General features: G+C 60.4%; 24 protein-coding genes. 7 read left to right on the forward strand and 17 right to left on the reverse strand.

Translation table 11 applies throughout. The features are described 5' to 3' along the window. The first annotated feature begins 71 nt into the window (after nt 1-71). From U367_RS0125030 to U367_RS0125040, 3 genes are read left to right on the forward strand one after another with little or no spacing between them, the layout of a single operon-like run. Complete coding sequence (locus tag U367_RS0125030) at nt 72-1,196, forward strand: GNAT family N-acetyltransferase (RefSeq protein ID WP_028619047.1); 1,125 nt, start codon at nt 72-74, stop codon at nt 1,194-1,196. Then, nucleotides 1,196-2,965, forward strand: coding sequence for a sensor histidine kinase (locus tag U367_RS0125035; RefSeq protein ID WP_028619048.1), 1,770 nt, complete (start codon nt 1,196-1,198; stop codon nt 2,963-2,965). Before U367_RS0125030 ends, U367_RS0125035 begins: the two co-directional genes overlap by 1 nt. After that, nucleotides 2,955-4,352, forward strand: coding sequence for a sigma-54-dependent transcriptional regulator (locus tag U367_RS0125040; protein ID WP_028619049.1), 1,398 nt, complete (start codon nt 2,955-2,957; stop codon nt 4,350-4,352). The genes U367_RS0125035 and U367_RS0125040 overlap by 11 nt, the downstream gene beginning before the upstream one ends. A 33-nt stretch (nt 4,353-4,385) precedes the next feature. Here U367_RS0125040 and U367_RS0125045 read toward each other — a convergent pair whose 3' ends face one another. From U367_RS0125045 to U367_RS0125095, 11 genes are all read right to left on the reverse strand, one after another. Further along, nucleotides 4,386-4,724: a GlpM family protein gene (locus tag U367_RS0125045; RefSeq protein ID WP_028619050.1), complete on the reverse strand. Its 339-nt coding sequence runs from the start codon at nt 4,722-4,724 to the stop codon at nt 4,386-4,388. Further along, nucleotides 4,724-6,073, reverse strand: coding sequence for a two-component response regulator AauR (gene aauR, locus U367_RS0125050; protein WP_032864516.1), 1,350 nt, complete (start codon nt 6,071-6,073; stop codon nt 4,724-4,726). The genes U367_RS0125045 and aauR overlap by 1 nt, the downstream gene beginning before the upstream one ends. Further along, nucleotides 6,070-7,971 (reverse strand): two-component sensor histidine kinase AauS, encoded by a 1,902-nt coding sequence (gene aauS / locus U367_RS0125055; RefSeq protein ID WP_028619052.1) that lies wholly within the window; start codon nt 7,969-7,971, stop codon nt 6,070-6,072. The genes aauR and aauS overlap by 4 nt, the downstream gene beginning before the upstream one ends. A 109-nt stretch (nt 7,972-8,080) precedes the next feature. Next, nucleotides 8,081-8,815, reverse strand: a complete 735-nt coding sequence (locus tag U367_RS0125060; RefSeq protein WP_003188952.1) for an amino acid ABC transporter ATP-binding protein — start codon at nt 8,813-8,815, stop codon at nt 8,081-8,083. Next, nucleotides 8,812-9,483: an amino acid ABC transporter permease gene (locus U367_RS0125065; RefSeq protein ID WP_010212763.1), complete on the reverse strand. Its 672-nt coding sequence runs from the start codon at nt 9,481-9,483 to the stop codon at nt 8,812-8,814. Before U367_RS0125065 ends, U367_RS0125060 begins: the two co-directional genes overlap by 4 nt. Continuing rightward, the gene (locus tag U367_RS0125070; RefSeq protein WP_010212762.1) at nt 9,483-10,229 is read right to left on the reverse strand and encodes an amino acid ABC transporter permease; all 747 of its coding nucleotides are present in this window, start codon (nt 10,227-10,229) and stop codon (nt 9,483-9,485) included. The genes U367_RS0125065 and U367_RS0125070 overlap by 1 nt, the downstream gene beginning before the upstream one ends. A gap of 193 nt (nt 10,230-10,422) precedes the next feature. After that, on the reverse strand, nt 10,423-11,349 hold the full coding sequence (locus tag U367_RS0125075) for a glutamate/aspartate ABC transporter substrate-binding protein (RefSeq protein WP_028619053.1): 927 nt from the start codon (nt 11,347-11,349) through the stop codon (nt 10,423-10,425). 304 nt (nt 11,350-11,653) lie between these two features. After that, nucleotides 11,654-13,192, reverse strand: a complete 1,539-nt coding sequence (gene glpD / locus U367_RS0125080; RefSeq protein ID WP_028619054.1) for a glycerol-3-phosphate dehydrogenase — start codon at nt 13,190-13,192, stop codon at nt 11,654-11,656. A gap of 212 nt (nt 13,193-13,404) precedes the next feature. After that, nucleotides 13,405-14,160 carry a DeoR/GlpR family transcriptional regulator gene (locus tag U367_RS0125085; protein WP_025856881.1) on the reverse strand — a complete coding sequence of 252 codons (756 nt, stop codon included), beginning with the start codon at nt 14,158-14,160 and terminating at the stop codon, nt 13,405-13,407. Nucleotides 14,161-14,243: 83 nt separating this feature from the next. Further along, nucleotides 14,244-15,749, reverse strand: a complete 1,506-nt coding sequence (gene glpK, locus U367_RS0125090) for a glycerol kinase GlpK (protein WP_028619055.1) — start codon at nt 15,747-15,749, stop codon at nt 14,244-14,246. Between the two features lie 81 nt (nt 15,750-15,830). Next, the gene (locus U367_RS0125095) at nt 15,831-16,688 is read right to left on the reverse strand and encodes an MIP/aquaporin family protein (RefSeq protein ID WP_028619056.1); all 858 of its coding nucleotides are present in this window, start codon (nt 16,686-16,688) and stop codon (nt 15,831-15,833) included. A gap of 327 nt (nt 16,689-17,015) precedes the next feature. Here U367_RS0125095 and ybaK point away from each other — a divergent pair, with 327 nt between their 5' ends. Further along, complete coding sequence (ybaK, locus tag U367_RS0125100; protein ID WP_028619057.1) at nt 17,016-17,486, forward strand: Cys-tRNA(Pro) deacylase; 471 nt, start codon at nt 17,016-17,018, stop codon at nt 17,484-17,486. A gap of 7 nt (nt 17,487-17,493) precedes the next feature. Here ybaK and U367_RS0125105 read toward each other — a convergent pair whose 3' ends face one another. Further along, entirely contained in the window at nt 17,494-18,600 is a 1,107-nt protein-coding gene (locus U367_RS0125105) for an ABC transporter ATP-binding protein (protein ID WP_028619058.1), read from the reverse strand. Continuing rightward, nucleotides 18,597-19,517, reverse strand: a complete 921-nt coding sequence (gene argF, locus U367_RS0125110; protein WP_028619059.1) for an ornithine carbamoyltransferase — start codon at nt 19,515-19,517, stop codon at nt 18,597-18,599. Before argF ends, U367_RS0125105 begins: the two co-directional genes overlap by 4 nt. Nucleotides 19,518-19,952: 435 nt before the next feature. Between argF and U367_RS0125115 the strand changes: the two genes are divergently transcribed. Together U367_RS0125115 and grxD are read left to right on the forward strand one after the other, a co-directional pair. Further along, the gene (locus U367_RS0125115; RefSeq protein WP_028619060.1) at nt 19,953-22,061 is read left to right on the forward strand and encodes a molybdopterin oxidoreductase family protein; all 2,109 of its coding nucleotides are present in this window, start codon (nt 19,953-19,955) and stop codon (nt 22,059-22,061) included. A gap of 77 nt (nt 22,062-22,138) precedes the next feature. After that, nucleotides 22,139-22,477, forward strand: coding sequence for a Grx4 family monothiol glutaredoxin (grxD, locus tag U367_RS0125120; protein WP_028619061.1), 339 nt, complete (start codon nt 22,139-22,141; stop codon nt 22,475-22,477). A gap of 69 nt (nt 22,478-22,546) precedes the next feature. Here grxD and bfr read toward each other — a convergent pair whose 3' ends face one another. Together bfr and U367_RS0125130 are read right to left on the reverse strand one after the other, a co-directional pair. Continuing rightward, a complete protein-coding gene (gene bfr, locus U367_RS0125125; protein ID WP_028619062.1) occupies nt 22,547-23,020 on the reverse strand; it encodes a bacterioferritin in 474 nt (157 codons plus the stop codon). Between the two features lie 201 nt (nt 23,021-23,221). Continuing rightward, nucleotides 23,222-23,440 (reverse strand): bacterioferritin-associated ferredoxin, encoded by a 219-nt coding sequence (locus U367_RS0125130; protein WP_010564137.1) that lies wholly within the window; start codon nt 23,438-23,440, stop codon nt 23,222-23,224. Between the two features lie 244 nt (nt 23,441-23,684). Between U367_RS0125130 and U367_RS0125135 the strand changes: the two genes are divergently transcribed. Then, complete coding sequence (locus U367_RS0125135; protein WP_003172097.1) at nt 23,685-24,287, forward strand: peroxiredoxin; 603 nt, start codon at nt 23,685-23,687, stop codon at nt 24,285-24,287. 65 nt (nt 24,288-24,352) lie between these two features. Here the strand turns inward: U367_RS0125135 and rnt are convergent, their stop codons facing one another. Beyond that, on the reverse strand, nt 24,353-25,024 hold the full coding sequence (gene rnt / locus U367_RS0125140; RefSeq protein WP_010212742.1) for a ribonuclease T: 672 nt from the start codon (nt 25,022-25,024) through the stop codon (nt 24,353-24,355). Then, entirely contained in the window at nt 25,021-26,067 is a 1,047-nt protein-coding gene (pyrC, locus tag U367_RS0125145) for a dihydroorotase (RefSeq protein ID WP_028619063.1), read from the reverse strand. The genes rnt and pyrC overlap by 4 nt, the downstream gene beginning before the upstream one ends. Nucleotides 26,068-26,098 lie beyond the last annotated feature (31 nt).

The following is a 26,098-nucleotide window of genomic DNA, read 5'->3' on the forward strand; positions in this document are numbered from 1 at the left end:
CGGCTTCGCCCCCCAGCGCGGGCGGTGCGACGATTCGACAAGCCCGCTCACTATAGAAATAAGGGACCGATGTGATTACCGCCCAAGCGTTCCCGACCATCCGGGCCCTCCAGCGCAGTGCCTGGAACGACTGTTTCCCGGGAGCCCTGGAGGACTGGGACTATTACGTCGCCGTGGAAAACGCCGCCATCAATGATTTCCAGTGGCGTTACCTGGCGGTTTACGAAGATGGAACGCTGGTGGCTGTGGCCGCGGCGTTCATCACCCATTATCGCCTCGACACCACGGTGTCGGGCGCCGGCAAGCGCTTGACCGAGCGTGTGGAGCGACTGTGGCCGGGGCTTTTGCAACTGGGGCTGTATGCCCTCGGCTCGCCGGTGGCCGAACGCTGCGACGTCGGCTTTGCCAGCGGCGTGGCGGATGTGCGCCGCCCGCTGCTGCTCAAGCATCTGTTGGAAGCTGCGCGCCAGGATGCCGATGACTTTGGTATCGGCTTGGTGGCGGTCAAGGATGCGCCGAGCAAAGATCCGCATTGGCTCGAGAGTTGCCGCGCAGCGGGCTTCCAGAGCATGCCGAGCTTGCCCACGGGCGTGTTGCCGCTGCCCTACGGCTCGGTGGACGCCTACCTGGGCTCCCTGGGAAAATCCACGCGTAAGGACCTGCGCCGCAAACTGCGCGCGCCCGGGCCACGGGTGGAGTGGCGGCGCACTATCGACGACGTGCTGCCCGAGGTCATGCGCCTGTACGAAGCCACGCTCACGCGTGCCGAGCTGCAGTTCGAGCGGCTGCCCGCCGGCTACTTCACCGGAGTGCTGGAACGGCTTGATGAGCGGGCGGTCTGTGTTCTTTACTGGGTGGACGAGCAACTGGTGGCGTTCAACCTGATCCTGGTGGACGAACACCGGCTGGTGGACAAGTTTTTCGGGCATGACGTGGCGTTCACCCGCGACTACAACCTGTACTTCCGTAGCTGGCTGACCAATGTGGACTACTGTATTCAACACAATATTGCCGTGTATGAGTGCGGCCAGGCCGGGTATGCCAGTAAGCTGCGCCTGGGCTGCGAGTTCCAGGGCAACAGCGTGTTTTTCCGCCACCGCAACCGGCTGGTCAACGGCCTGCTCAAGCTTGTAAAACTGTTTATTCGACCGGATCGTTCCGACCCTGCCATGGCTGCTGCGATAAGCGAAACCTGATGATCACCAAGACCCGCCAGAAAGCCCGCCCCTTTGCCATTTCGCGCTGGAGCGTCCAGCGCAAGCTGGTGCTGGCGTTCTGGTTGGTCAGCGTGATTCCCACCATGATCGCCGCCGAACTGGCGGCAACCACGCTTTCGCAGATCTTCGACAGCAACGTGCGCATCTGGCTGCAGGAGTCGACCAAGATCGTCAAGGACGAGATTGGCGACATCCTTCACGACAACGCGCGCATGGCCAAGTTGTTCCTGCGCTACACCAGCCCGCCCTCCAGCCGGCAGGCGGCCAAGCACGACCGGCTGACTGCCGACATTGCAGATGCCACGGACATCGACGTGGTCGCACTGATCCGCGTCAGCGACCACAAGCTGGTGTTCAGCACCGCCTCCGACGACATCGTCAAACAGATCAGCCTGACCAGCAACGCGGTGTTGCAGACCGTGCAGGTGGCCGGGGTGAGCACCGGGATCGTGGTGTCCACCTTCGAGACCACCCAGGACGGCGTCGATTACCTGCTGCTGGTGGCCACGTACCTGGACAGCAGTTTCCTCACCAGCGTGGCCGATGTACATTCCCTCGACCTGCGCCTGTACCTGGCCAACCCCGATGGGTTCTCCGAAATATTCTCCACCCAGCGCTTCGAGGATCACCCCTCGCGCATCCCCAAGAACGTCGAAACTGCGATGCGCAGCACCAAGCAGCCCAGCGAGCAGTTCACTAATAACTACAGTGGGTTGTACTGGCCGATCTTCAACGACGCCGGCGACTTGCAGGGCGTGATTTTCAGCGGCCTGCTGCGCCACACCAGCCTGGTGGGGCTGGTGAACCAGAGCAATCTGTTCGTGCTGATCTTCCTGCTCAGCTCGGCATTGTCGCTGGCGGCGGGGGTGTTAGTGTCGCGGCGCCTGACCAAGCCGCTGCGAGACCTTTCCCAAGGCGTGAGCGCGGTGATCTCCGGCGATTACGCGCACCGCGTGGTGGTCAGTGGCGGCGACGAGTTGGCGCAGTTGAGCAGCACCTTCAACCATATGACCGAGCGCCTGGGCGAGTTGCATTACCTCGAAGCCCAGCTGCGCCGGCGTGATCGCCTGCATGCCCTAGGTGAAGTCGCCATGGGCCTGGCCCACGAGATCCGCAACCCGCTGGGCATCATCAAGACGGCCACACAGTTGCTGCACCGCCGCGCCGACCTGGCGGACACCGACAAGCGCCACCTGGAATACGTGATCAGTGAAGTCAGCCGCATCAACGACCTGATCACCGAGTTCCTCGACTTCGCCAAGCCCAACCCGCCGCTGCGCGTATTGCAGCCTGCGCGCCCGTTGGTGGAGGAAATCCTCGGTTTCTGCGCCCCGGAACTGGCCACCCATAACATCGACGCGCACATCGATGACCAGGCGCCGGGGGCGACGATCTACGCGGACGCCAAGCAGCTCAAGCAAGCGTGCCTCAACCTGATTCTCAACGCCATCGACGCGATGCCTGAAGGCGGGCGCCTGACCCTGGGTATTCGCACGGAAGGCGAGAACACGCTGATCAGCATCGCCGACACCGGCCAGGGTATTCCGGCGGACATGATCGAGCGTATCTTCACGCCATTCGTCACCACCAAGGCGTCGGGCACCGGCTTGGGCCTGGCCAAAGTCTATTCGATCATGGAAAGTCACGACGGCAGCATCGAATGTGCCAGTGAGAAAGATGCCGGCGCCACCTTCAGCCTGTACATTCCGGCGAGTGGCGAAGACGACGAGGACAGTCATGACGCATAACATTCTGGTAGTCGACGACGAACCCAAGCTCTGCGACCTGCTGGCGTCGGCCCTGGGCCAGAACGATGTGCAGGTGTTTATCGCCGGCAACGGCCTGCACGCGCTCAAGGTGCTGGAGCAGGAAGACATCGACCTGGTGATCAGCGACTGGCGCATGCCTGGCATGGACGGGCCGGCGCTGCTGGCCGAGATCAAGGTGCGCTACCCCCATGTGCCGGTGATCGTGATGACCGCCTACAGCACGGTGAAAAACGCCGTGCAGTCGATGCGCAACGGCGCCTACGACTACATCGCCAAGCCGTTTGATATCGACGAGCTGGACATCACGGTGGCCAAGGCCCTGCAATTTCGCGACATCATGCGCGACAACGCGCGCATGCGTGCCGAGCTGGACGAACACGCCCAGTTCGACAGCCTGGTGGGCGACAGCCCGGCGTTTCGCAAAGTTCTGCAAGCGGTGGACTCGGTGCGCGACAGCAGCGCTACTATCCTGCTGACCGGCGAGAGCGGCACCGGCAAGGAAATGGTCGCCCGTGCCATCCACAAGCATGGCAGCCGCGCCGACAAACCCTTCGTGGCGGTCAATTGTGCGGCGATCCCGGAAGGGTTGCTGGAAAGCGAAATGTTCGGCCATCGCAAAGGCGCGTTTACCGGCGCCGTGGCGGACCGGGTAGGGCGCTTCCAGCAGGCGGACAAGGGCACGCTGTTTCTCGATGAAGTAGGTGATATGCCGCTGGCGTTGCAGGCCAAGATCCTGCGGGCGTTGCAGGAACGGGTGATCGAACCGGTGGGCGATCCCCGTGAACGCAAAGTGGACGTGCGGGTGATCGCCGCCACCAACAAGAACCTGCTGGATGCAGTCGCCAACAAGGAATTTCGCGAAGACCTGTACTACCGCCTCAACGTGTTCCCGATTCCCCTGCCGGCCTTGCGCGAACGGGTGGAAGACATCGCACCATTGGCCCGTCACTTCGCCCAGACACTCAGCGCCACGGCCGGCAAGCGTATCACTGGCTTCAGCCCTGAGGCGTTGCAGGCAATGGCGGCGTATCACTGGCCGGGCAACATCCGGGAACTGCAGAACTGCGTAGAACGCGCGACCATCGTGGCGGCGTCGCCGGTGATCGAGGACATCGACTTGCCGGGTTACCTGTTTGCGTCCAAGCCGAGTGAAGGCGATGTCACGGCGATCCTCAGCGACGGGCCGGGTATTCCCCAGGACCTTGATGCGGCGCTGGCGGAGGTGGAGAAGGCCTACATACTCGCGGCGTTGCAGGAGAGCAACGGCGTGCAGGCTGCGGCGGCAGCGAAGATCGGGATATCGGAGCGCAGTTTCTGGTATCGCCTGAAGAAGCTGGGCATTCAGGTCGACAAGATCGTCCGCTGATACCCTGAGGTTCAAATGTGGGAGCGTGTTGGGTCAGGCGTGAACGCGGACCCAGATGCTGACCAATATCGTCGCGGCCATCAACCACGCCACCGCCGCCACGGCCAGTGACGCTTCCAGCCGCATCCGATCCACCATCACATACAAGGTCGCCAGGTACACAAAGTACGGAATGATCGACCACATTCCGAACAGGATCGTGGTCTTCAAGTCGTCCACCGAACGGCCCTTACCGACGATGTAGTGGGCGATCAAGGCAAAGGTCGGAAACAGCGGCACCAGGCCTGCGATGTAGTAGTTCTTGGTCTTGGCCAGCGCCGCCAGAATCAACACCACGGCCGCGCCCAGGGCGGCCTTCAATACCAGATCCATCAGTGGCTCAACCCGTATTTTTTGACTTTGTCGAACAGCGTGGTCTTGGCCATCCCCAGTTCCTGGCTGGCCTGGGTCAGGTTGCCGCCGCTGCGTTGCAAGGCATCGTTGAGCAGGTTGCGCTCGAAGGCTTCTACCGCCTCGGTAAAGGCCAGGCCCTGGCTGCCGCTGCTGGAGCCGCTTTTCTTGAAGGCCGGCAGGCCCAAGGCGAAGCGTTCGGCGACATTGCGTAGTTCACGCACGTTGCCCGGCCAGTCGTGGCTCATGAGGCTCGACAGGGTCTGGTTGTCCAGCTCCGGCACACTGCGGTCAAAACGCAGCGACGACTGCTGCAGGAAGTGTTCGAACAGTTGCAGGATGTCTTCGCGGCGCTCGCGCAACGGTGGCAGTTCCAGCGTCACTACGTTGAGGCGATAGTACAGGTCGCTGCGGAACTGATTGGCACGGCTCAGTTCATCAAGGTCGGACTTGGTGGCGGCGATCACCCGGCAATCCACGGCCACGCTCTGGTTCGAACCCAGGCGCTCCAGAGTGCGCTCCTGCAGCACCCGCAACAGTTTGATCTGCAGGTTGATCGGCATGCTTTCCACTTCATCGAGGAACAACGTGCCTTCGTGGGCGTGTTCGATCTTGCCGATGCGACGCTTGCCGGCACCGGTAAAGGCGTTGGCTTCGTGGCCGAAAATCTCGCTTTCGAACAGGTTCTCCGGCAGGCCGCCGCAGTTCAGGGCGACGAACTGGTGGGCGTGGCGCCGGCTGAAATCATGCAGGCAGCGCGCAACCAGTTCTTTGCCGGTGCCGGTCTCGCCTTCGATCAGCACGTTGGCCGAGGTGTCGGCGACATTGGCGATCAGCTCGCGCAGGTTTTGCATGGCCGGTGAACGGCCGATGATGCGGCCTTCCAGCGAATCGCGCTCGGCCAATTGGCGGCGCAGCGACCAGACCTCCCGCGCCAGTCCGCGCTGTTCCAGGGCGCGACGCGCCACGTCGACCAGGCGTTCGGGGGAGAAGGGTTTTTCCATGAAGTCATAGGCGCCGTTGCGCATGGCGCCGACAGCCATGGAGATATCGCCATGCCCGGTGATCAGCACCACCGGCAGGCTTTTATCCAGGGCCTTGAGGCGGGTGAGCAACTCCAGGCCGTCAATGCCTGGCAAGCGGATGTCGCTGATCACGATGCCGGCGAAGTTCTCGCTGATGCGCTTCAACGCCTCTTCGGCGCTGCCCACGCCGACGCTGGGAATGTCTTCCAGGGCCAGCGCCTGCTGGCAGCCGAGCAGCACATGAGGATCGTCTTCGACGATCAGCACCGTGAGTTCGTCTTTAATGGCTTTAGCGTCTGTATTCATGTCGACTCAGCTTTTTGAGCGCCCGCCAACGGCAGGCACAAGACAAAGGCCGTTCCACCACTGGCCGGGTGCTCCACGGCAAGGTTGCCGCCGGTGGCCGCCGCGAGGCTGGCGGACAGCGTCAGGCCCAGGCCCAGGCCTTGCTCGCCGGGCTTGGTGGTGAAGAACGGTTCAAACAAATGCTTGCGCGCCTCGGCGTCTATACCGTGGCCATTATCGCGCACGTGCAGGCGATATTTGCCCTCGCTGCTGCTGCCTTCCAGCCAGAGCTCGGGCGCGGGCTGGGCCTGCATGGCGTCGAGGGCATTGCCGATCAGGTTGACCAGGATCTGCTCCAGGCGCGTCTGGTCGATTTGCAATTGGGCGTGGGAAAAGTCGCGGTGCAGGGTCAGTGGCAGGCTGTCCAGGCGTGCGCCGAGAACCTGGAACGCCGCGTCGACCGCTTTGGCCAGGCTGGCTTCGCCCTGGTCGTCGCCGCGCCGGGCGAAGGAACGCAGGCTGGCGGTGATGCGGCCCATGCGGTCGATCAGTTCGTTGATGGTCTTGAGGTTGGCGCTGGCGGTGTCCAGGGCGCCGCGCTCAAGGAAGCGCACGGTATTGCCGGACAAGGTGCGCAGCGCTGCCAGCGGCTGGTTCAATTCGTGGGCAATGCTGGTGGACATCTGGCCGATAGCGGCCAGTTTGCCGGCCTGAACCAGCTCATCCTGGGCGCGACGCAGCGTCTCTTCGGCCTGGCGTCGTTCGCGAATCTGGCCCTTGAGCCGTTCGTTGCTGGCGCGCAGGTCGGCGGTGCGTTCGGCAATTCGCCGTTCCAACTGGCTGTTGGCTTCCTGCAAGGCTTCACGGGCGGCGAGGCGGGTGGCGATGACCTTGCGCCGCTCATTCCAGGCGATCAGCAAAAATGCGACCAAGCCAAACGCAACGGCCACCAGAATGCCCTGGTTTATCGCAGCACGGCGCAGGTCGTTGAGCGGCGTGAGCAGGGTAAAATTCCACGGCGTGTCATTCAGCGGGCGGGTTTGCGCCAGGTAGCTGACTTCGTGCTCGTCGTTGACCACTTCACTGTTGGCCGGGAAGGTTAGTTTCTCGGTGCCTTCGTTGAGGCGCTCACGGGCCAGGGGTTCCAGCTCGTTCAACGTCGCCCAGTAATATTGCAGGCTGTGGGCCAGGCGTTCCTTGGTGTCATCGCTCAGCGGGCGCACGGCCTTGAGGCGGCGGGCCGGGTCGCTGGAAAGGATGATGATGCCGTTCTCGTCGCTCACAAAGGCTTCGAGGCGCGCGCGCTGCCAGCGCTCTTCGAGGGCTTCGAGGCGCACCTTGACCACGGCGACGCCGATGATCTTGCCGTGCTCTTCCAAGCCGTGCGCCAGATAGTAGCCGGGTTCGCCATTGGTGCTGCCGATGCCGTAGAAACGGCCAGGCTGGCCACGTACGGCGTTCTGGAAATAGGCGCGGAAGGACAGGTCTTCACCCTGGTAACTGTCGGCATCGCGCCAGTTACTGGTGGCCAGCACGCGGCCAGTGGTGTCCATCACGTAGATGGCCCGACTGCGACTGCGTCGGTTCAGGCCTTCGAGGTAATCGTTGACGGTCTTGCGGGTTTCCTGGTTCGGGTCGGCCAGCAGCGTGGAGACGCTGGACTCCAGTTCCAGCAGGCTGGGCAGGTAGGTGTATTTGCTCAGTTCGCTTTCGACGGTGCGGGCATGCAACTCCAGCTGGCGTTCGCCGGTGTCGCTGAGGGTGCGGATGCCATAGTACTCACTGATCCAGAAGCCGATATAACCCAGGCCGATCATCAGGGCGATGATCAACGGCGGCAGGAACAGTTGGCGGATCAGACGTGGTTTCACGGCAAGTGATGGCGGTGCGGCGCGAAATTGGTTGGGGTCGCATTTCATCACAGATGCCTTGGGTCAACCAGAGCTGCCAGCCTGTGCGGGCCAATGTGGGAGGGGGCAAGCCCCCTGCCACATTGGCCCGGTTTCCACAGTCGGCGCTATGTAGTGCTTAGTGCTGCAGGATTTTCTCAAGGAAGTGCTGCGCGCGTTCGGAGCGGGCGCTGATGTCGCCGAAGAATTCTTCTTTCGGGCAGTCTTCGATGATCTTGCCGGCGTCCATGAAGATCACGCGGTCGGCCACTTTGCGGGCGAAGCCCATTTCGTGGGTCACGCACATCATGGTCATGCCTTCGTGGGCCAGTTGCACCATCACGTCGAGTACTTCGTTGACCATTTCCGGGTCGAGGGCCGAGGTTGGTTCGTCGAACAGCATGACGATCGGGTCCATGGCCAGGGCGCGGGCAATCGCCACGCGTTGTTGCTGACCGCCGGAGAGTTGGCCAGGGTGCTTGTGGGCATGTGCCGACAGGCCGACGCGGTCGAGCAGTTGCAGGCCTTTCTTGGTGGCTTCTTCCTTGCTGCGGCCGAGCACCTTGATCTGCGCGATGGTCAGGTTCTCGGTGATGGTCAGGTGAGGGAACAGTTCGAAGTGCTGGAACACCATGCCCACGCGCGAACGCAGTTTCGGCAGGTTGGTCTTCGGGTCGGCGATGGAGGTGCCGTCGACCACGATGTCGCCCTTCTGGAACGGCTCCAGCGCGTTGACGCACTTGATCAGGGTGGATTTGCCCGAACCGGACGGCCCGCACACCACGATCACTTCGCCTTTTTTAACCTCAGTGCTGCAATCGGTCAGCACCTGGAAGTCGCCATACCACTTGTTGATGTTCTTGATAGAGATCATACGGCAAACCTTTTTTGCAGACGCTTGACCAGCAGCGAGGCGGAAAAGCTGATGATGAAGTAGACGACACCGGCAAAGATCAGGAACTCGTTGGAGCGGCCGATGATGTCGCCGTTGGAGCGGGCGGAGTTGAGGAAGTCCACCAGGCCCACGGTGTAGACCAGCGAGGTGTCCTGGAACAGGATGATCGACTGTTGCAGCAGCAACGGGGTCATCTTGCGGAACGCCTGGGGCAGGATGATCAGGCGCATGGTCTGGCCATAGGTCATGCCCATTGCCTGTGCCGCCGCCATCTGGCCTTTGGGGATCGACTGCACGCCGGCCCGTACGATTTCACAGAAGTACGCGGCTTCGAACATCATGAAGGCCACGACGCACGAGGTGAACGCACCGATCGGCGTGTCTTCGCCGGTGATCCAGCGCAACACGAACGGTACCGCCAGGTAGAACCAGGTGATCACCAGCAACAGCGGGATCGAGCGGAAGTAGTTCACATAAGCGCCGGCAACGCGCGACAGCAGTTTGCTGGACGACAGGCGCATCAGCGCCAGGACCGTACCCAGCGCAATGCCGCCGACCACGCCCATGACCATCAACTGCAAGGTCATGACCATGCCGTTCCACAGGCCTGGGATAGCGGGGATGATGCCGCTGAAATCGAAGTCCATTATTTACCCCCCACGGAGATCAGGCCGGGCACTGCGACTTTCTTCTCGACCAGGCGCATGAGCAGCATCAGGCTCATGTTCAGGGTGAAGTAGATCAGCGTGGCCAGGGTGAAGGCTTCAAACAGGTTGGCCGAGAATTCGGCGGTCTGTTTGGTTTGCGCCAGCAGTTCCATCAGGCCGATCAAGGACGCCACGGAGGAGTTCTTGAAGACGTTGAGGAATTCCGAGGTGAGCGGCGGAATGATGATCCGGTAGGCCTGTGGCAGCAGCACGTTCCAGTAGATCTGTGGCAGCTTGAAGCCCATGGCGCGCGCAGCGGATTCCTGGCCGCGTGGCAGCGCCTGGATGCCGGTACGCACTTGCTCACACACACGGGCGGCGGTGAACAGGCCCAGGCACACGACAACGCTCAGGTAGGCCGAGGTGGTCGGGTTGAGGTCTTGTTTGTACCAGTCCTGCAGGTTCTGCGGCAGCATGTCGGGTACCAGGAAGTACCAGATGAACAGCTGAACCAGCAGCGGCACGTTACGAAACAGTTCCACGTAGCAGGTCGCGATGCCCGATACGATGCGGTTTGGCACGGTGCGCATGACGCCCAGAATGGACCCCAGCAGCAAGGCGATAATCCATGCCACGACAGCGATGGCGATGGTCCAGCCCAAGCCGGCGATGTACCAGTCGAGATAAGTCTCGCTGCCCACGCCAGTGGACTTGAAGAACACGCCCCAGTCCCAGTTGTAATTCATTAGGGTCTCCCCTCGAAGTCGATCGATGTACAAGCACCCGCTTGGGGAAGATCCTTTCCCGCCTGACGGAGAACGCCAGGCACACGCGATCGGCTCGAAAACCGCCAGGTCGAGTGTTCCAAAATAAAGCCAGCAGGTAGTAACAGACGCCTGAGGGAGGGTGGCTCCCTCAGGAGATAAGCTTAGTCAGGTATCAGATTTTTACGTCAGGCGCTGGCTTGTCGCTTGGGTTGGCGATCAGCTCCTTCACCTTGTCGCTCATCGGGAAGTTCAGGTTCAGGCCTTTTGGTGGGATCGGGCTCTCGAACCACTTGCTGTAGATCTTGTTGATTTCGCCGGATTTGTACAGGGCAACGATGGCGTCATCGACCGCTTTCTTGAAGGCTGGGTCGTCTTTACGCACCATGCACGCGTAGGCTTCGAAGGATTGCGGAGTACCGGTGATGACCCAGTCGTCCGGCTTCTTGGCCTTGGCTTCTTCACCGGCCAGCAGGGCGTCGTCCATCATGAAGGCAACGGCACGGCCGCTTTCCAGCATCTGGAAGGATTCGCCGTGGTCTTTGGCGGAGATGACGTTCATGCCCATCTGCTTGTCGGCGTTCATCGCTTTGATGATGCGCTCGGACGTGGTGCCAGCGGTGGTCACGACGTTCTTGCCTTTCAGGTCAGCGAAGTCGGCGTAGCTCGGCTTGCCATCCTTGTCTTTCTTGACCAGCAGACGGGTACCGATTTCGAAGATGTTGACGGTGAAATCAACTTGCTGGGCGCGTTCGGCGTTGTTGGTGGTGGAACCGCACTCGAGGTCCGCAGTGCCGTTCTGGATCAGCGGAATACGGGTTTGCGAAGTCACCAGGTTGTACTTGGCCTTCAGATCGGGCTTGTTCAGGTCTTTTTTCAGCTGTTCGACGACGGCCAACTGAATGTCGTGGGAGTAGCCCACGGGTTTGCCCGAACCATCCGCGATGTAGGAAAAGGGAATGGAGCTGTCGCGGTGAGCGAGAGTGATGGTGCCGGATTCGTTGATCTTCTTCAGCGTGCCGGTGAGTTCGGCGGCGAAAACTGGAGTGCTGATCAGAGCAGCAGCGATAGCTGCGCCCAGAATATGGGGAACGATGCGCATCAATACTTCCTCGACATTTGTTTTTTTTATGAAGCCGGCTAAACGGCTCTCTTGTACAGCGAATGCCCATGACGGCTCCTGAGGCGTCCCAGGCAATCGTCCAAGAGTGTAGAGCATGAGTCGTGCCAGGCTCGATATAAAAGGTTAACTACTTGTTTTGTAAGAAAATTAACTTTATATGACGACGTTCTTTCAAGCCTTGGATCCGGCAAACCGAATTGATGGCACTGCGGCGTTCGGAAAACCGAATGCGAAAAAAAGCCCCTGGGCCGTTCGGCGCAGGGGCTTTTGTAGTACTGGTCCGTCAGGCTGCTTCGATCTTGCTGCGGTTCTGCTCAACGGTGGACAGGTATCGCTGCACGTTGGCCTGTTCTTCCGGAGTAGTGAACAGACCCAGCTTGGTGCGACGCCACAGCACGTCCTGAGGCTGGGTTGCCCATTCCTCGGTGCACAGGTAATCAACCTCGCGGGTGTACAGGCCGCCACCCAAGTGGTCGCCCAGGTCGGCCAGCGATTGCACGCCTTCGAGCAGGCGCCAGGTGCGGCTGCCGTAGGTGGTGGACCAACGGCGCGCGATCTCACTCGGTACCCAGTCGAACTTGCTGCGGATGGCGTCAGCCAAGGCTTCTGGCGTGGTCATGTCTTCGCCGCCGGGCAGGCTGGCGGTAGCAGTCCAGCTTGGGCGCATCTGGGTGAAGTAGGGGGCCAGTTGCGCCATCGCCGATTCAGCCAGCTTGCGATACGTGGTCAGCTTGCCGCCGAACACCGACAGGATCGGCGCCTCGCCCGTGCCGCCGGACAATGCCAGGGTGTAGTCGCGGGTGATGGCCGACGGGTTGTCCGATTCGTCATTGCACAGCGGACGCACGCCGGAGTAGGTGTGGACGATGTCGTCGCGGCTCAGTTGCTTCTTGAAGTGAGCGTTGACCACTTTCAGCATGTAGTCCGTTTCACCTTCGGTGATCGCAACTGCAGCCGGATCACCGGTGTATTCACGGTCGGTGGTGCCGATGATGGTCAGGTGGTTCAGGTACGGGATGGTGAAGACGATGCGCTGGTCTTCGTTCTGCAGGATGTGCGCGTGAGCGCCTTCGTACAGTTTCGGCACGATCAGGTGGCTGCCCTGGATCAGGCGGATGCCGTAAGGCGAATCCAGCTTCAGGTCGTCCTTGATGAACTTGGCGACCCATGGGCCGGCGGCGTTCACCAGTGCGCGAGCACGGATCGAGAACAGGCTGCCATCGGCGCGTTCCATGTTCATTTCCCACATGCCGTTGCTGCGGTGGGCGCTGATGCACCGGGTTTGCGTGTGGATGTGCGCGCCTTTTTCGCGGGCGGCCATGGCGTTCAGCACGACGAGACGGGCGTCATCCACCCAGCAGTCGGAATATTCGAAGCCTTTGGTGATTTCGCTTTTCAGCGGGCTGTCGGGGCCGAACTTGAGGCTTTTCGAACCGGCGAGCTTTTCGCGCTTGCCCAGGTTGTCATACAGGAACAGGCCGGCGCGGATCATCCACGCCGGGCGCAGGTGCGGGCGGTGCGGCAACACGAAGCGCATCTGCTTGACGATATGCGGGGCCTTGGCCAGCAATACTTCACGCTCGGCCAGGGCTTCGCGCACCAGGCGGAATTCGTAATGTTCGAGGTAACGCAGCCCGCCGTGGATCAGCTTACTGCTGGCGGATGACGTGTGGCTGGCCAGGTCATCCTTTTCGCAAAGGAATACCGACAAACCGCGCCCGGCTGCGTCTGCTGCAATGCCGACGCCATTGATCCCGCCACCGATAACGGCAACGTCATAGACTTCGGCAAGCGGTGGGGCAGGCAAGGTAGAAGGGTTCATCGGCTGGCCTCGCGATCTTTTCGTATTGGAATTCGAACATTAATGTTCATTTGCGAAAATGGTAGCTGATAAACGCGCGCACAGCCACCTGACTTCGATTGAAAAAACTCATCGAAGCGGCGGGAAAGGAAAATTTGTGAACATAAAACGGTAGGAGCCGGCTTGCCGGCGATGGCGTCCATGAGGTCGCTATCGCCGGCAAGGTGGGGGTATTACACGACTTCCAACCGAACCTTATGCTGGCTCAACAGCTGCACCAGCGCCGGCACTGGCTGCTGGTCGGTCACCAGGCAGTCCACCAAACTGATCGGGCCCAGGCGAATCATGGCGTTGCGCCCGAATTTGCTGGAGTCCGCCGCCAGGATCACCTGGCGTGCATTGGCGATAATCGCCTGGGATACGCGTACTTCCTGGTAATCAAAGTCCAGCAGACTGCCGTCTTCATCGATACCGCTGATACCCACCAACGCAAAGTCGACCTTGAACTGGTTGATGAAGTCGACACTCGCCTGGCCCACTACACCGCCGTCACGGCGCACATTGCCACCGGTGAGCAGCACGTCAAAGTCGTCCTTGGCACTGAGCATGGTGGCGACGTTGAGGTTGTTGGTGATGATTTTCAGGTGATTGTGGTTGAGCAGCGCGCGAGCGATGGATTCGGTGGTGGTGCCGATATTGATGAACAGCGAGGCGTGATCGGGGATTTGCGCAGCGATGGCTTCGCCGATGCGCTGTTTCTCGTCGCGCATCTGGTCGGCGCGCATGGCGTAGGCGGTGTTCTCGACACTGGAGTCATAGGCCGCGCCGCCGTGGTAGCGGCGCAGCAGATTGGCGTCCGCCAGTTGGTTGATGTCGCGGCGGATGGTTTGCGGGGTGACAACGAATAGCTGCGCCATTTCCTCGATACTGACATAGCCGCGTTCGCGGACCAGTTCGAGGATTTGTTGTTGGCGGGGAGGCAGATTCATGGGGCGTCCTTTGGGCTGCCATACAAAAGTGGCCCATGATGACGCAGGAATCCGCTCCCTGCCAGTTACAACCGGACGTTGGCTTATTCAGCGCCTTCGTGGGGCTCCCAGTCACGGGTGCGGCTGACTGCTTTTTGCCAGCCGGCGTAGAGCTTCTCTTTGGCCGCTTCGTCCAGTTGTGGTTCGAATTCGCGCTCGATCACCGCCTTGCCGCGCAACTCGTCCAGGCTGCCCCAGAAGCCGCACGCCAGGCCAGCCAGGTAGGCCGCGCCGAGTGCAGTGGTTTCGCGCATTTGCGGGCGCTCGACCTGGGTGCCGAGGATGTCGGCCTGGAATTGCATCAGGAAGTTGTTGGCCACGGCGCCGCCGTCCACACGCAGGGCCTTGAGGCGTTCGCCGGAGTCCTGTTGCATGGCGTCGAGCACGTCACGGGTCTGGTAGGCAATCGACTCCAGGGCTGCACGAATAATGTGATCCACGCGTACGCCACGGGTCAGGCCGAACAATGCGCCACGGGCGTACGGGTCCCAGTACGGGGCGCCCAGGCCGGTGAAGGCCGGCACCAGATACACGCCGTTGCTGTCCTTGACCTTGCCGGCGAAGTATTCGGTGTCGGTGGCATCGGCGATGATCTTCAGCTCGTCACGCAGCCACTGCACAGTGGAACCGCCGTTGAACACTGCGCCTTCCAGGGCGTAAGCCACTTCGCCGCGCGGGCCGCAGGCGATGGTGGTAAGCATGCCGTGCTTGGATTTCACCGCCTTGTCGCCGGTGTTCATCAGCAGGAAGCAACCGGTGCCGTAGGTGTTCTTGGCTTGGCCGGCTTCGACGCACATTTGGCCGAACAGTGCCGCTTGCTGGTCACCGGCGATACCGCCGATGGCGATGCCGCTCTTGGTGCGGCCGTAGATTTCCGAGGAGGATTTGACTTCCGGCAGCATTTCGCGCGGTACGTCGAGGATCTCCAGCATCTTCGCGTCCCACTCCAGGGTGTGGATGTTGAAGAGCATGGTGCGCGAGGCGTTGGTGTAGTCGGTGACGTGGGTCTTGCCGCCAGTAAATTTCCAGATCAGCCAGCTGTCGATGGTGCCGAACAGCAGTTCGCCGTTGCGCGCACGCTCGCGGCTGCCTTCGACGTTGTCGAGGATCCACTTGAGCTTGGTGCCGGAGAAGTACGGGTCGGTGACCAGGCCAGTGGTCTCATTGATGTATTGCTCGTGGCCATCGCGCTTGAGCTGCTGGCAGATCTCGGTGCTACGGCGGCACTGCCAGACGATCGCGTTGTAGATCGGGCGACCGGTGACTTTGTCCCACACCACGGTGGTTTCACGCTGGTTGGTGATGCCGATGGCAGCAACCTGGTCATGGTGCAGGCCGGCCTGTGCCAGCGCTTCGACCATCACCGCACTCTGGGTGGCGAAGATTTCCATCGGGTCATGCTCGACCCAACCGGCTTGTGGGTAATGCTGAGTGAATTCACGCTGGGCGGTGCAGACCACGTTGGCGTCACGATCGAAGATGATCGCGCGGGAACTGGTGGTGCCCTGATCAAGGGCAATGATGTAGTTCTTATTCTGAATGTCGGTCATGTCGATTGCCTTGGACGGAAAATAAGGAAGTAAGGAATCAGCCGGGTCCGCAAAGAGGCAGTGGGGACCCGGCCGGCGGTATCAGGAAATACGCGTCTTGCCGTTGACAGCCGTGTCAGGTGTTTCTTCAGCTATAGCAGGTGCGGCGCTCGGCAGGTGGCGGGCGATCAGCCCGCGATAGGCCGCAGCACCGAGGCATGCACCCACAATCGGCGCGAAAATCGGCACCAGGAAGTAAGGAATATCACGGCCACCAGTGAAGGCCATTTCACCCCAGCCTGCGAAAAAGGTCATCAGCTTGGGCCCGAAATCCCGTGCCGGGTTCATCGCAAAGCCGGTCAACGGGCCCATGGCGCTGCCAATCACCGCGATCAGCAGGCCGATCAGCAGCGGGGCCAGCGGGCCGCGTGGCAAGCCGTTGTTGTCATCGGTGAGGGCCATGATCACGCCCATCAGGATTGCTGTAATGACCATTTCCACCAGGAACGCCTGAGCGGTGCTCAACAGCGCATGGGGGTAGGTGGAGAACACCGACGCCAATTCCAGGCTGGCCTGGGAACCGCGCACCATGTGGTGGGTTTGTTCGTAATCGAAAAACAGGTTGCTGTAGAGCGTGTACACCAGGGCCGCCGAGCAAAAGGCGCCGGCGATCTGGGCGAGGATATAGAAGGGCAGTTTGCGCTTGTCGAAGTCAGCGAAAATACACAGCGCGATGCTGACGGCCGGGTTGAGGTGGGCCCCGGATATCCCGGCGCTCAGGTAGATCGCCATGCTGACGCCGACCCCCCAGATGATACTGATCTCCCACAAGCCAAAGCTGGCACCCGCGACCTTGAGCGCAGCGACACATCCTGTACCGAAGAAGATCAGAAGCGCAGTCCCCAGGAATTCGGCCATGCATTGGCTCGAAAGTGAAGGCTGTTGAAGAGCAGTTGTCATGGAAAACCTCAGTTGTTGTTCTTGTCTGGCGCACAACCTCAACGGATTGTTGCGCGATTTTCACCGTGGCAAGGATCCCCATCCCGGTCGCGGCTTACTGCTTCAATACTGCGGGTCTATTCCTACAGTATTCGGAAACGAAAAAATATAGACAAGAATGACGGCTGTCAAAGGTCGAAAGTGAACTGTCAGTCACTTTCAAACTATTGGTCTGGTGAATGATCACGCTTCTCACAATGCGCGCGCACCTTAAGAGTGGGCGGGCTAGAGCGTTTTGTGTGGGCTTGGCCTAGAATTGGCCATCTGTTTGCCACGCCCGGAGACGTCATGACCCCCGCATTGGACCTGTTGAAAAAAGTTCGCGCCGAACATCGTATTCACAGTTATGAACACGACCCCAAGGCGGCGTCCTATGGGCTGGAGGCCGCGGAAAAATTGGGCCTCGACCCGGCGCAGGTGTTCAAGACCTTATTGGCGAGCAGTGAGAAGGGCGAATTGTTGGTGGCGGTGGTGCCGGTCGTCGGAAGTCTGGACCTGAAGGCCCTGGCTCATGCGGCAGGCGTCAAGAAAGTCGAAATGGCCGACCCGGCCGCGGCGCAGCGTTCAACCGGTTACCTGCTGGGCGGCATCAGCCCGTTGGGGCAAAAGAAACGCCTGCGCACGTTTATCGATGCAACGGCGCAACCCTTCGCAACGATTTTTGTAAGTGCGGGGAGACGGGGCTTGGAAGTTGAATTGCCGGCGGCTGTGCTGGCTGAACATACCCAGGCCAAATTCGCAGAAATTGGCCGGGCATGACCGGGCGTTATACCGGGCTGTAGCGTCTCACGCCGGATTCGACTTGAGGGATCTGCGCGGCGGTGCTGCCTGAGGCCTGGAACAGCACCAGGTGTTCGGCGGCCACACGGATCCCCACATCCGCGCCGACCTGATGGTCGGCATGGCTCGGGAAAATCGACTCCAACTGCGCGCCGGTCGGCAGTTGCAGGCGGTACAAGGTCGATGCGCCGAGAAAGGTCTTGCCGACGATCCGCGCTTTCAACGCGCTGTCCGGTGCGTAGACGATGTCATCCGGGCGCAGCAACACGTCCACCGCACCGCCGGTAGGCCAGGTGTAGGCGCGGTTGCCGCGCAATTCACCCAGTTCGGTACTGACCGATTCCGGCGAACTCAATTGGCCACGGATGAAGTAACCCTGGCCGATAAAGCTGGCGACATAGGGCGTCTGCGGTTCGTGATAGAGGTTGTAGGGTGTGTCCCACTGCTCCAGACGACCCTCCTTGAAAACCCCGACCTGGTCGCTGACTGCAAAGGCTTCTTCCTGGTCATGGGTCACCAGGATCGCACTGGTGCCGCGTGCCTTGAGGATGTCGCGCACCTCATGGCTGAGCTTGCGGCGCAGCTCGCCGTCCAGGTTGGAGAAGGGTTCATCCAGCAACAACAGGGCCGGCTCCGGCGCCAACGCGCGGGCGAGGGCGACGCGTTGTTGCTGGCCGCCGGAAAGCTCGTGGGGAAAGCGCTTGCCCAGGTTCTTCAGGTTGACCAGCTCCAGCAACTCAGCCACCACGCGGTCTTTCTGCGGATGCTTGCGAATACCGAAGGCAATGTTGTCGGCCACGCTCAAATGAGGAAACAGTGCGTAGTCCTGGAACACCATCCCGATACGACGTTTCTCTGGTGCCAGTGTGAAACCGGCACTGGAGATCACTTCGCCCGCCAGGCTGATCTCGCCATCGTGCACCGGCTCGAACCCGGCAATCGCACGTAACGTGGTGGTCTTGCCGCAACCCGAGGAGCCCAGCAGGCAGCCGATGTCGCCGGCGTTGAGGTGCAGGTTGAGGTTCTGTACCACCCGTTGATCTTGATAGCCGCATGCCAGGTTGCGCAGGTTCAGCAGTAATGAATGGCTCATGCGTGGTGGTACGACGGCGGGACGAGGAATTCGAGCAGGGCTTTTTGCGCATGCAGGCGGTTTTCAGCCTGGTCCCAGGCGACCGAGCGTGGGTCGTCGAGCAGGTCGGTGCTGATCTCTTCGCCACGGTGGGCCGGCAGGCAGTGCATGAACAGCACGTCTGGCGCGGCCAGGTCGAGCAGGGCGCGGGTCACCTGGTACGGGGCGAACAGGGCCAGGCGCTTGGCGGTTTCCTCTTCCTGGCCCATGGAGGTCCAGACGTCAGTGCTCACCAGGTGCGCGCCGATCACCGCGTCACGCGGGTCGCGCACCAGGGTCACGCGGTCGCCGGCCAGGGCCAGGAAGCGCGCGTCAGGCTCGTAGCCTTCCGGGCAGGCAACGCGCAGTTGGAAATCGAACTGGATCGCGGCTTCTATATAGCTGTTACACATGTTGTTGCCGTCGCCGATCCAGGCCACGGTCTTACCCTGGATCGAGCCGCGGTGCTCAAGGAAGGTCTGCATGTCGGCCAGCAACTGGCACGGGTGCAGGTCGTCGGACAGGCCGTTGATCACCGGCACGCGGGAGTTCGCGGAAAATTCGGTCACGGTGCTGTGGGCAAAGGTACGGATCATCACGGCGTCGAGCATGCTCGACATCACTTTTGCACTGTCGGCGATCGGCTCGCCACGCCCCAGTTGGGTGTCACGCGAGGACAAGAAGATGGCTTGGCCACCCAATTGGATCATGCCGGCTTCGAATGACACGCGGGTGCGGGTCGACGACTTCTCGAAGATCATGCCGAGCACGCGGTTTTTCAAAGGCTCGAACAGTACGCCGCGGTTACGCAGGTCTTTAAGCTCAATGCCTCGACGGATCACGCTGACCAGCTCTTCGGGCGTGCAATCCATCAGGGAGAGAAAGTGCCTTGCGCTCATCATTAACTACCTTTTTGCAACAGACCGCAGATACTCAAAGCCTTGTTTATTGTGACAACGGGCGAGACCTGCGGCGAAAGCCGCACGGGGCGACGAAATAGGGGAAGGCGCGATCTTATAATTAAATGTCGCGTCTTACCAATAGGGCTACGGTTTTTAAGGGTGTTCAAGCAGGGCGCCGGGGCGCTTTTGAAGACTATTTCCAGACAGCAGCGAGCCATTTGTACACTGGCGCCGAGACCTTTTGCAACGTGCGGGGGCGGGCGCAGGCCAGGCTGCGTCGGTTTCAGAGGCGGTATGCAGGGTTTTGAAACATTTGCTCACGCTTGTCTATGGCCTGGCCTGATGCAGGCCGATTCACGGGACGAACATTGGTGGCGCCCCCGCCGGTCTCGACCCATAGTGGGATCAAAGCCCTTATAAAAGAGACTGGCCATGACCAAGACTCTCCACCACCGTGCCTGCCACCTGTGTGAAGCCATTTGTGGCCTGACCCTGGAAACCACCCAAGCCGAGGACGGTAGCCTGGCGATTACCTCGATCAAGGGCGACGCTCAGGACAGCTTCAGCCGTGGGCATATCTGCCCCAAGGCCGTCGCGTTGCAGGATATCCAGAACGATCCCGACCGCCTGCATCAACCCATGTTGCGGGTCGGTAGCCAATGGCAGCCGATTGCGTGGGAAGACGCCTTCGCGCTTGTAGCCGAGCGGTTGTCAGGCATCCAGGCGCAGCATGGGCAGAATGCGGTGGCGGTGTACCAGGGCAACCCCAGCGTGCACAACTATGGGTTGATGACCCACAGCAACTACTTCCTGGGCCAGTTGAAGACGCGCAATCGGTTTTCCGCGACGTCTGTGGACCAGTTGCCCCATCACCTCACCAGCTACCTCATGTACGGCCACGGCCTGTTGCTGCCGATCCCGGACATCGATCACACCGATTTCATGCTGATCCTGGGGGGCAATCCGCTCGCGTCCAACGGCAGCATCATGACCGTGCCCGACGTGGAGAAGCGCCTCAAGGCGATCCAGGCGCGGGGCGGCAAAGTGGTGGTAATCGACCCGCGGCGCAGTGAAACGGCGGCGATGGCCGACCAGCATCTGTTCGTGCGTCCAGGCGGTGATGCGGCGTTGTTGTTCGGCGTGCTCAACACCTTGTTCAGCGAGAACCTGACCCGCGACAGCCATTTACCGATTGAAGGCCTTGAGGACGTACGGCGCGCCATCGCTGGGTTTACCGCCGAGGCCATGAGCCGCCAATGTGCGGTGCCTGCCGAGCAGATCCGCCAGTTGGCACGGGACTTTGCTGCAGCCGACAAAGCCGTGTGCTATGGGCGCATGGGCGTGTCGACCCAGGCATTCGGCACGCTGTGCCATTGGCTGGTGCAGTTGATCAACCTGGTGACTGGCAACCTGGACCGCGTCGGAGGCGCGTTGTGCACCACGCCGGCGGTGGACCTGGTGGCGTCGACCGGTGGAGGGCATTTCAATCGCTGGCAGAGTCGGGTTTCCGGGCGTCCGGAGTACGGTGGCGAGTTGCCTGTGTCGGCCTTGGCTGAGGAAATGCTCACCGAGGGTGAAGGACAAATCCGTGCATTGGTCACGGTGGCAGGTAATCCCGTGTTGTCGACGCCGAACGGCCGGCAATTGGAACAGGCCCTCGATGGGCTGGAGTTCATGGTCAGCATCGACCTCTATATCAACGAAACCACGCGCTATGCCGACCTGATCCTGCCGTCTACGTCGGCGCTGGAAAACGATCATTACGACACCACCTTCAATATGTTTGCGGTGCGTAACGTCACCCGCTTCAATCGGGCGATCTTGCCCAAGCCTGCGGGCGCGCTGCATGACTGGGAGATTTTTGTCGGCCTGGCCAAAGCCTTCGCTGCTCACAATGGTGTCGCGCTCAAGCCGACGATGCCCCCTGCGCAAATGATTGATTTCGGTCTGCGCGCGGGCGCCTACGGTGATGCATCCAGCCACAAGTTGTCGGTGGCCATGCTGGCGGATCATCCCCACGGCGTGGACTTAGGGCCGCTGCAACCCAACCTTTCAGCGCGTTTGAAAACCGCTGATGGCAAGGTGCAAGCGGCGCCGCCAGTGATCCTTGCCGACCTGGTGCGTTTTGCCGCGCAACCGGTGCCTGTCGATGACGAACTTCTGCTGATCGGTCGTCGCCATGTGCGCAGTAATAATTCCTGGATGCATAACTATCACCGGCTGGTGAAGGGCAAGCCGCGCCATCAATTGCTGATGCATCCGGACGATCTGGCCAGTCGTCAATTGAGCGATGGCCAGCGGGTCCGTGTCAGCTCGCGCATCGGCATGATCGAAGTGGAAGTGGTGGCCAGCCTGGACATGATGCCCGGCGTGGTCAGTCTGCCCCATGGTTGGGGTCACGGACGGCCGGGAGTAAAGATGACCATCGCCAGTGGACAGCCAGGGGCGAGTGCCAATGATTTGACCGACGAACGGCAGCTGGACGAGCTATCGGGCAATGCAGCGCTCAATGGCGTGCCGGTGCAGGTAGCAGCCGCCTGAGCACCAGGCTGGAATTTTGCGTTACAATGCGCCACCGTGCCGACCTGTGAGTCGCAAAGTTCCAGCCGAGGTGTTCCATGGATATCATCGAAACGATCAAAGAGCAGATTGCCAACAACACCATTCTGCTTTACATGAAGGGCGCGCCAAACGCTCCTCAGTGCGGTTTCTCCGCGAAGGCGTCCCAGGCCATCATGGCGTGCGGCGAAAAATTCGCTTACGTGGATATCCTGCAAAACCCTGAAATCCGCGCCAACCTGCCGAAGTACGCCAACTGGCCGACCTTCCCACAACTGTGGGTTGCCGGTGAGCTGGTCGGCGGTAGCGACATCATCACTGAAATGGCCGCAGACGGTTCGTTGCAGTCGTTGATCAAAGATGCAGCGGAAAAAGCGGCAGCCAAGACTGAAGCTTGATCCGGACGCAATAAAAAGCCCCGCTTCTCGTGAGAGAGCGGGGCTTTTTTGTACCTGCGAGCTGGGAGCTTATTCTTCGCCCATCTGCGACTGCAGGTAGTTTTCCAGGCTGACTTTGTCGATCAGGCCCAGTTGGGTCTCCAGCCAGTCGATGTGTTCTTCCTGGTCTTCGAGGATGTCTTCCAGCAGTTCGCGGCTGCCGAAGTCACCTTTGCTTTCGCAGTGAGCGATGGCGGCCTTGAGGTCGCTGTGGCTCTTGTGTTCGAACTTCAGGTCGCTGCTGATCATTTCCTGGGTGTGCTCGCCGATGTTCAGCTTGCCCAGGTCCTGTACGTTCGGCAGGCCTTCCAGGAACAGGATGCGCTTGATCAGTGCGTCCGCATCTTTCATGGCCTTGATGGATTCTTTGTATTCGCGCTTGCCCAGCTTTTCCAGGCCCCAATCGTCATACATGCGCGCATGCAGAAAGTACTGATTGATCGCGACCAGTTCATTGGCAAGGATTTTGTTGAGTTGCTGGATGACTGAGATGTCGCCTTTCATGACTGGGGTCCTGCCCTGTAATAGCTGTGTATAAGGCGGAGTTTGAGCGGCGAATTCCCTAGTGTCAAACCTAAGTTATTGAATAATAAATGAAAATTAATCGGAATAAGAATGTTTGTGTTCCGCGTCTTGACGCTAACTAATTGAATTGCTGGCATAAAAAAACCGGACACTAAGTCCGGTTCTTTAAAACACGCCCAATCAGGCGTGTGTAAATTCTGCTGAATAGGGGAGCGCGGCCTGGGCTGTCTGCAGCTGCGTCAGGGTTTCCCGTACCACTTGCTTGGCGAGGCAAGCGCATTTACCGCACTGGCTGGCAACGCCGGTGGTTTCACGCACTTCCTTGTAGCTGCAGCAACCTTCATAGATTGCTTCGCGGATTTGTCCGTCGGTGACGCCAGTACAGAGGCACACATACATAAGGGAGAACCGTCGCGGGTTTAAGGCTTAAGTGCGATGGATCTTAATGTTAACGAGAATGATTGTCAAAGTAGATTCGTAGGGTATTTGCTGGCACCGCGCCCGCACTGACGAACGGTTTTTTCAGTGTATGATGGTCGGTCTTCACGAAGCGTGACTGCGTCACAGGGCTGTCGCTTATTAACGGCAGACTCGAGGCCGGTCCTTTTACTTCAATCGTCACCTCTACATCAGGAGATACCCAATGAGCGTACTCGTCGGCAAACAAGCCCCGGATTTCGACGTCCCAGCCGTCCTCGGCAATGGCGAAATCGTAGACAGCTTCAAACTGTCTGAAGCCATCAAAGGCAAATACGGCCTGGTGTTCTTCTACCCGCTGGACTTCACCTTCGTCTGCCCTTCGGAGCTGATCGCTCTGGACCACCGCATGGACGATTTCAAGGCGCGCAACGTTGAAGTGGTCGCTGTTTCCATCGACTCCCATTTCACCCACAACGCCTGGCGCAACACCGCCATCAATGATGGCGGCATCGGCAAAGTCAAATACACCATGGCTGCCGACATGAAGCACGACATCGCCAAGGCCTACGACGTTGAGTCTGAAGGCGGCGTGGCCTTCCGTGGTGCTTTCCTGATCGACGACAAGGGCGTTGTCCGCTCCCAGATCATCAACGACCTGCCACTGGGTCGTAACATGGAAGAGCTGATCCGCCTGGTCGACGCCCTGCAATTCCACGAAGAGCACGGCGAAGTCTGCCCAGCCAACTGGAAAAAAGGCGACAAAGGCATGAACGCTTCGCCAGAAGGCGTTGCGGCTTACCTGACCGAGAACGCTGGCAAGCTGTAAGCCAGGTTCGAGGTACAAAAAAACCGGCCTGAGAAGGCCGGTTTTTTTATGCGCGGGATATGACCTCAATCATTGAAGTCTTCCCAGCCGCCCATGTCTTTCCAGCGGTTGACGATGCCGCAGAACAGCTCGGCGGTTTTCTCGGTGTCGTAGCGAGCCGAGTGAGCCTCACGCCCGTCAAAGTCAATACCGGCGGCCTGGCAGGCTTTCGCCAACACGGTCTGGCCATACGCCAGGCCGGCGAGGGTGGCCGTGTCGAAGCTAGAGAACGGGTGGAACGGGTTGCGCTTCATGTCCAACCGCGCCACGGCGGCGTTCAGGAAACCCAGGTCGAAACTGCTGTTGTGGCCGACCAGGATCGCGCGTTTGCAGCCATTGGCCTTCAACGCCTTGCGCACACCACGGAAGATATCGGTCAGCGCCGCTTCTTCACTCACCGCCATGCGCAGTGGGTGATCAAGCTTGATGCCCGTGAATTCCAAAGCGGCGGCTTCGATATTCGCGCCTTCAAACGGTTCGACGCGGAAGAAGTGGGTGTGTTCCGGGAACACAAAACCCTGCTCGTCCATGCCGATGGTGGTTGCGGCGATTTCCAGCAATGCGTCGGTGGCGCAATTGAAGCCACCGGTTTCTACGTCGATGACAACCGGCAGATAGCCGCGAAACCGCTCGGCCATCGGGTGACGCGAACCGCCACCACTGTGCTCGTGTTCGTCATCGTAATGGTCTTCACTCACTTGCTTTCCTCCAGCAGGCGCCAGCGCAGTGTTTCACCGGCGCGCAGCGGGATGACAGTCAGCTCGCCAAACGGCAGGCTGGCAGGGGCGGTCCAGTCTTCACGGACCAGGGTGATGCGGTCAGTATTCGCCGGCAGGCCGTAGAAACGCGGGCCGTTGAGGCTGGCGAAACCTTCGAGCTTGTCCAGGGCGTTACGCTGTTCGAACGCTTCGGCATACAACTCGATCGCTGCATAGGCGGTGTAGCAACCGGCACAGCCACACGCCGCTTCCTTGGCGTGCTGGGCATGAGGCGCGGAGTCGGTGCCGAGGAAGAACTTCGGATTGCCGCTGGTCGCTGCATCCAGCAAGGCCACCTGGTGGGTGTTGCGCTTGAGGATCGGAAGGCAATAGAAGTGCGGCCGAATCCCGCCCACCAGCATGTGGTTGCGGTTGTATAGCAAGTGATGCGCGGTGATGGTCGCGCCGACGTTGGCGGAGGCCTCGCTGACGAACTGCACGGCATCGGCTGTGGTGATGTGTTCGAACACCACCTTGAGGGTCGGGAACAGCTCGACCACACGGCGCATATGCTCGTCGATGAAGATCTTCTCGCGGTCGAAGACATCCACGTCGCCACGGGTGACTTCACCGTGGATCAACAGCGGCATGCCGACTTCGGCCATGGCTTCGATGGCCGGCAGGATCTTGTCGATACTGGTCACGCCGGAATCGGAGTTGGTGGTCGCGCCGGCCGGGTACAGCTTGGCGGCGTGCACGAAGCCGCTGGCCTTGGCCTCTCGAATCTCTTCGGGCTGGGTGCGGTCGGTGAGGTAGAGCACCATCAACGGTTCGAAGCGGCTGCCGGCCGGTCGTGCAGCGAGGATACGCTGGCGATAGGCATCGGCTTGCTCGGCGTTACGCACCGGAGGTACCAGGTTAGGCATGATGATGGCGCGGCCAAACGTGCGCGCGACATCGGCCACGGTGTGGGGTAACGCAGCACCATCGCGAAGATGAATATGCCAGTCGTCGGGACGCAGCAGGGTCAGGCGGTCGGACATTGGGGATTCCAGGCGGGTCAATCTGGTGGGA

It is taken from the genome of Pseudomonas canadensis (assembly GCF_000503215.1).
Lineage (GTDB): Bacteria > Pseudomonadota > Gammaproteobacteria > Pseudomonadales > Pseudomonadaceae > Aquipseudomonas > Aquipseudomonas canadensis.

Coding starts and splice junctions, on each gene's coding strand:
- U367_RS0125035 (WP_028619048.1), top strand. CDS start 1,196: ATGATCACCAAGACCCGCCAGAAAGCCCGCCCCTTTGCCATTTCGCGC.
- U367_RS0125040 (WP_028619049.1), top strand. CDS start 2,955: ATGACGCATAACATTCTGGTAGTCGACGACGAACCCAAGCTCTGCGAC.
- U367_RS0125045 (WP_028619050.1), bottom strand. CDS start 4,724: ATGGATCTGGTATTGAAGGCCGCCCTGGGCGCGGCCGTGGTGTTGATT.
- aauR (WP_032864516.1), bottom strand. CDS start 6,073: ATGAATACAGACGCTAAAGCCATTAAAGACGAACTCACGGTGCTGATC.
- aauS (WP_028619052.1), bottom strand. CDS start 7,971: ATGAAATGCGACCCCAACCAATTTCGCGCCGCACCGCCATCACTTGCC.
- U367_RS0125060 (WP_003188952.1), bottom strand. CDS start 8,815: ATGATCTCTATCAAGAACATCAACAAGTGGTATGGCGACTTCCAGGTG.
- U367_RS0125065 (WP_010212763.1), bottom strand. CDS start 9,483: ATGGACTTCGATTTCAGCGGCATCATCCCCGCTATCCCAGGCCTGTGG.
- U367_RS0125070 (WP_010212762.1), bottom strand. CDS start 10,229: ATGAATTACAACTGGGACTGGGGCGTGTTCTTCAAGTCCACTGGCGTG.
- U367_RS0125075 (WP_028619053.1), bottom strand. CDS start 11,349: ATGCGCATCGTTCCCCATATTCTGGGCGCAGCTATCGCTGCTGCTCTG.
- glpD (WP_028619054.1), bottom strand. CDS start 13,192: ATGAACCCTTCTACCTTGCCTGCCCCACCGCTTGCCGAAGTCTATGAC.
- U367_RS0125085 (WP_025856881.1), bottom strand. CDS start 14,160: ATGAATCTGCCTCCCCGCCAACAACAAATCCTCGAACTGGTCCGCGAA.
- glpK (WP_028619055.1), bottom strand. CDS start 15,749: ATGACCGACATTCAGAATAAGAACTACATCATTGCCCTTGATCAGGGC.
- U367_RS0125095 (WP_028619056.1), bottom strand. CDS start 16,688: ATGACAACTGCTCTTCAACAGCCTTCACTTTCGAGCCAATGCATGGCC.
- ybaK (WP_028619057.1), top strand. CDS start 17,016: ATGACCCCCGCATTGGACCTGTTGAAAAAAGTTCGCGCCGAACATCGT.
- U367_RS0125105 (WP_028619058.1), bottom strand. CDS start 18,600: ATGAGCCATTCATTACTGCTGAACCTGCGCAACCTGGCATGCGGCTAT.
- argF (WP_028619059.1), bottom strand. CDS start 19,517: ATGAGCGCAAGGCACTTTCTCTCCCTGATGGATTGCACGCCCGAAGAG.
- U367_RS0125115 (WP_028619060.1), top strand. CDS start 19,953: ATGACCAAGACTCTCCACCACCGTGCCTGCCACCTGTGTGAAGCCATT.
- grxD (WP_028619061.1), top strand. CDS start 22,139: ATGGATATCATCGAAACGATCAAAGAGCAGATTGCCAACAACACCATT.
- bfr (WP_028619062.1), bottom strand. CDS start 23,020: ATGAAAGGCGACATCTCAGTCATCCAGCAACTCAACAAAATCCTTGCC.
- U367_RS0125130 (WP_010564137.1), bottom strand. CDS start 23,440: ATGTATGTGTGCCTCTGTACTGGCGTCACCGACGGACAAATCCGCGAA.
- U367_RS0125135 (WP_003172097.1), top strand. CDS start 23,685: ATGAGCGTACTCGTCGGCAAACAAGCCCCGGATTTCGACGTCCCAGCC.
- pyrC (WP_028619063.1), bottom strand. CDS start 26,067: ATGTCCGACCGCCTGACCCTGCTGCGTCCCGACGACTGGCATATTCAT.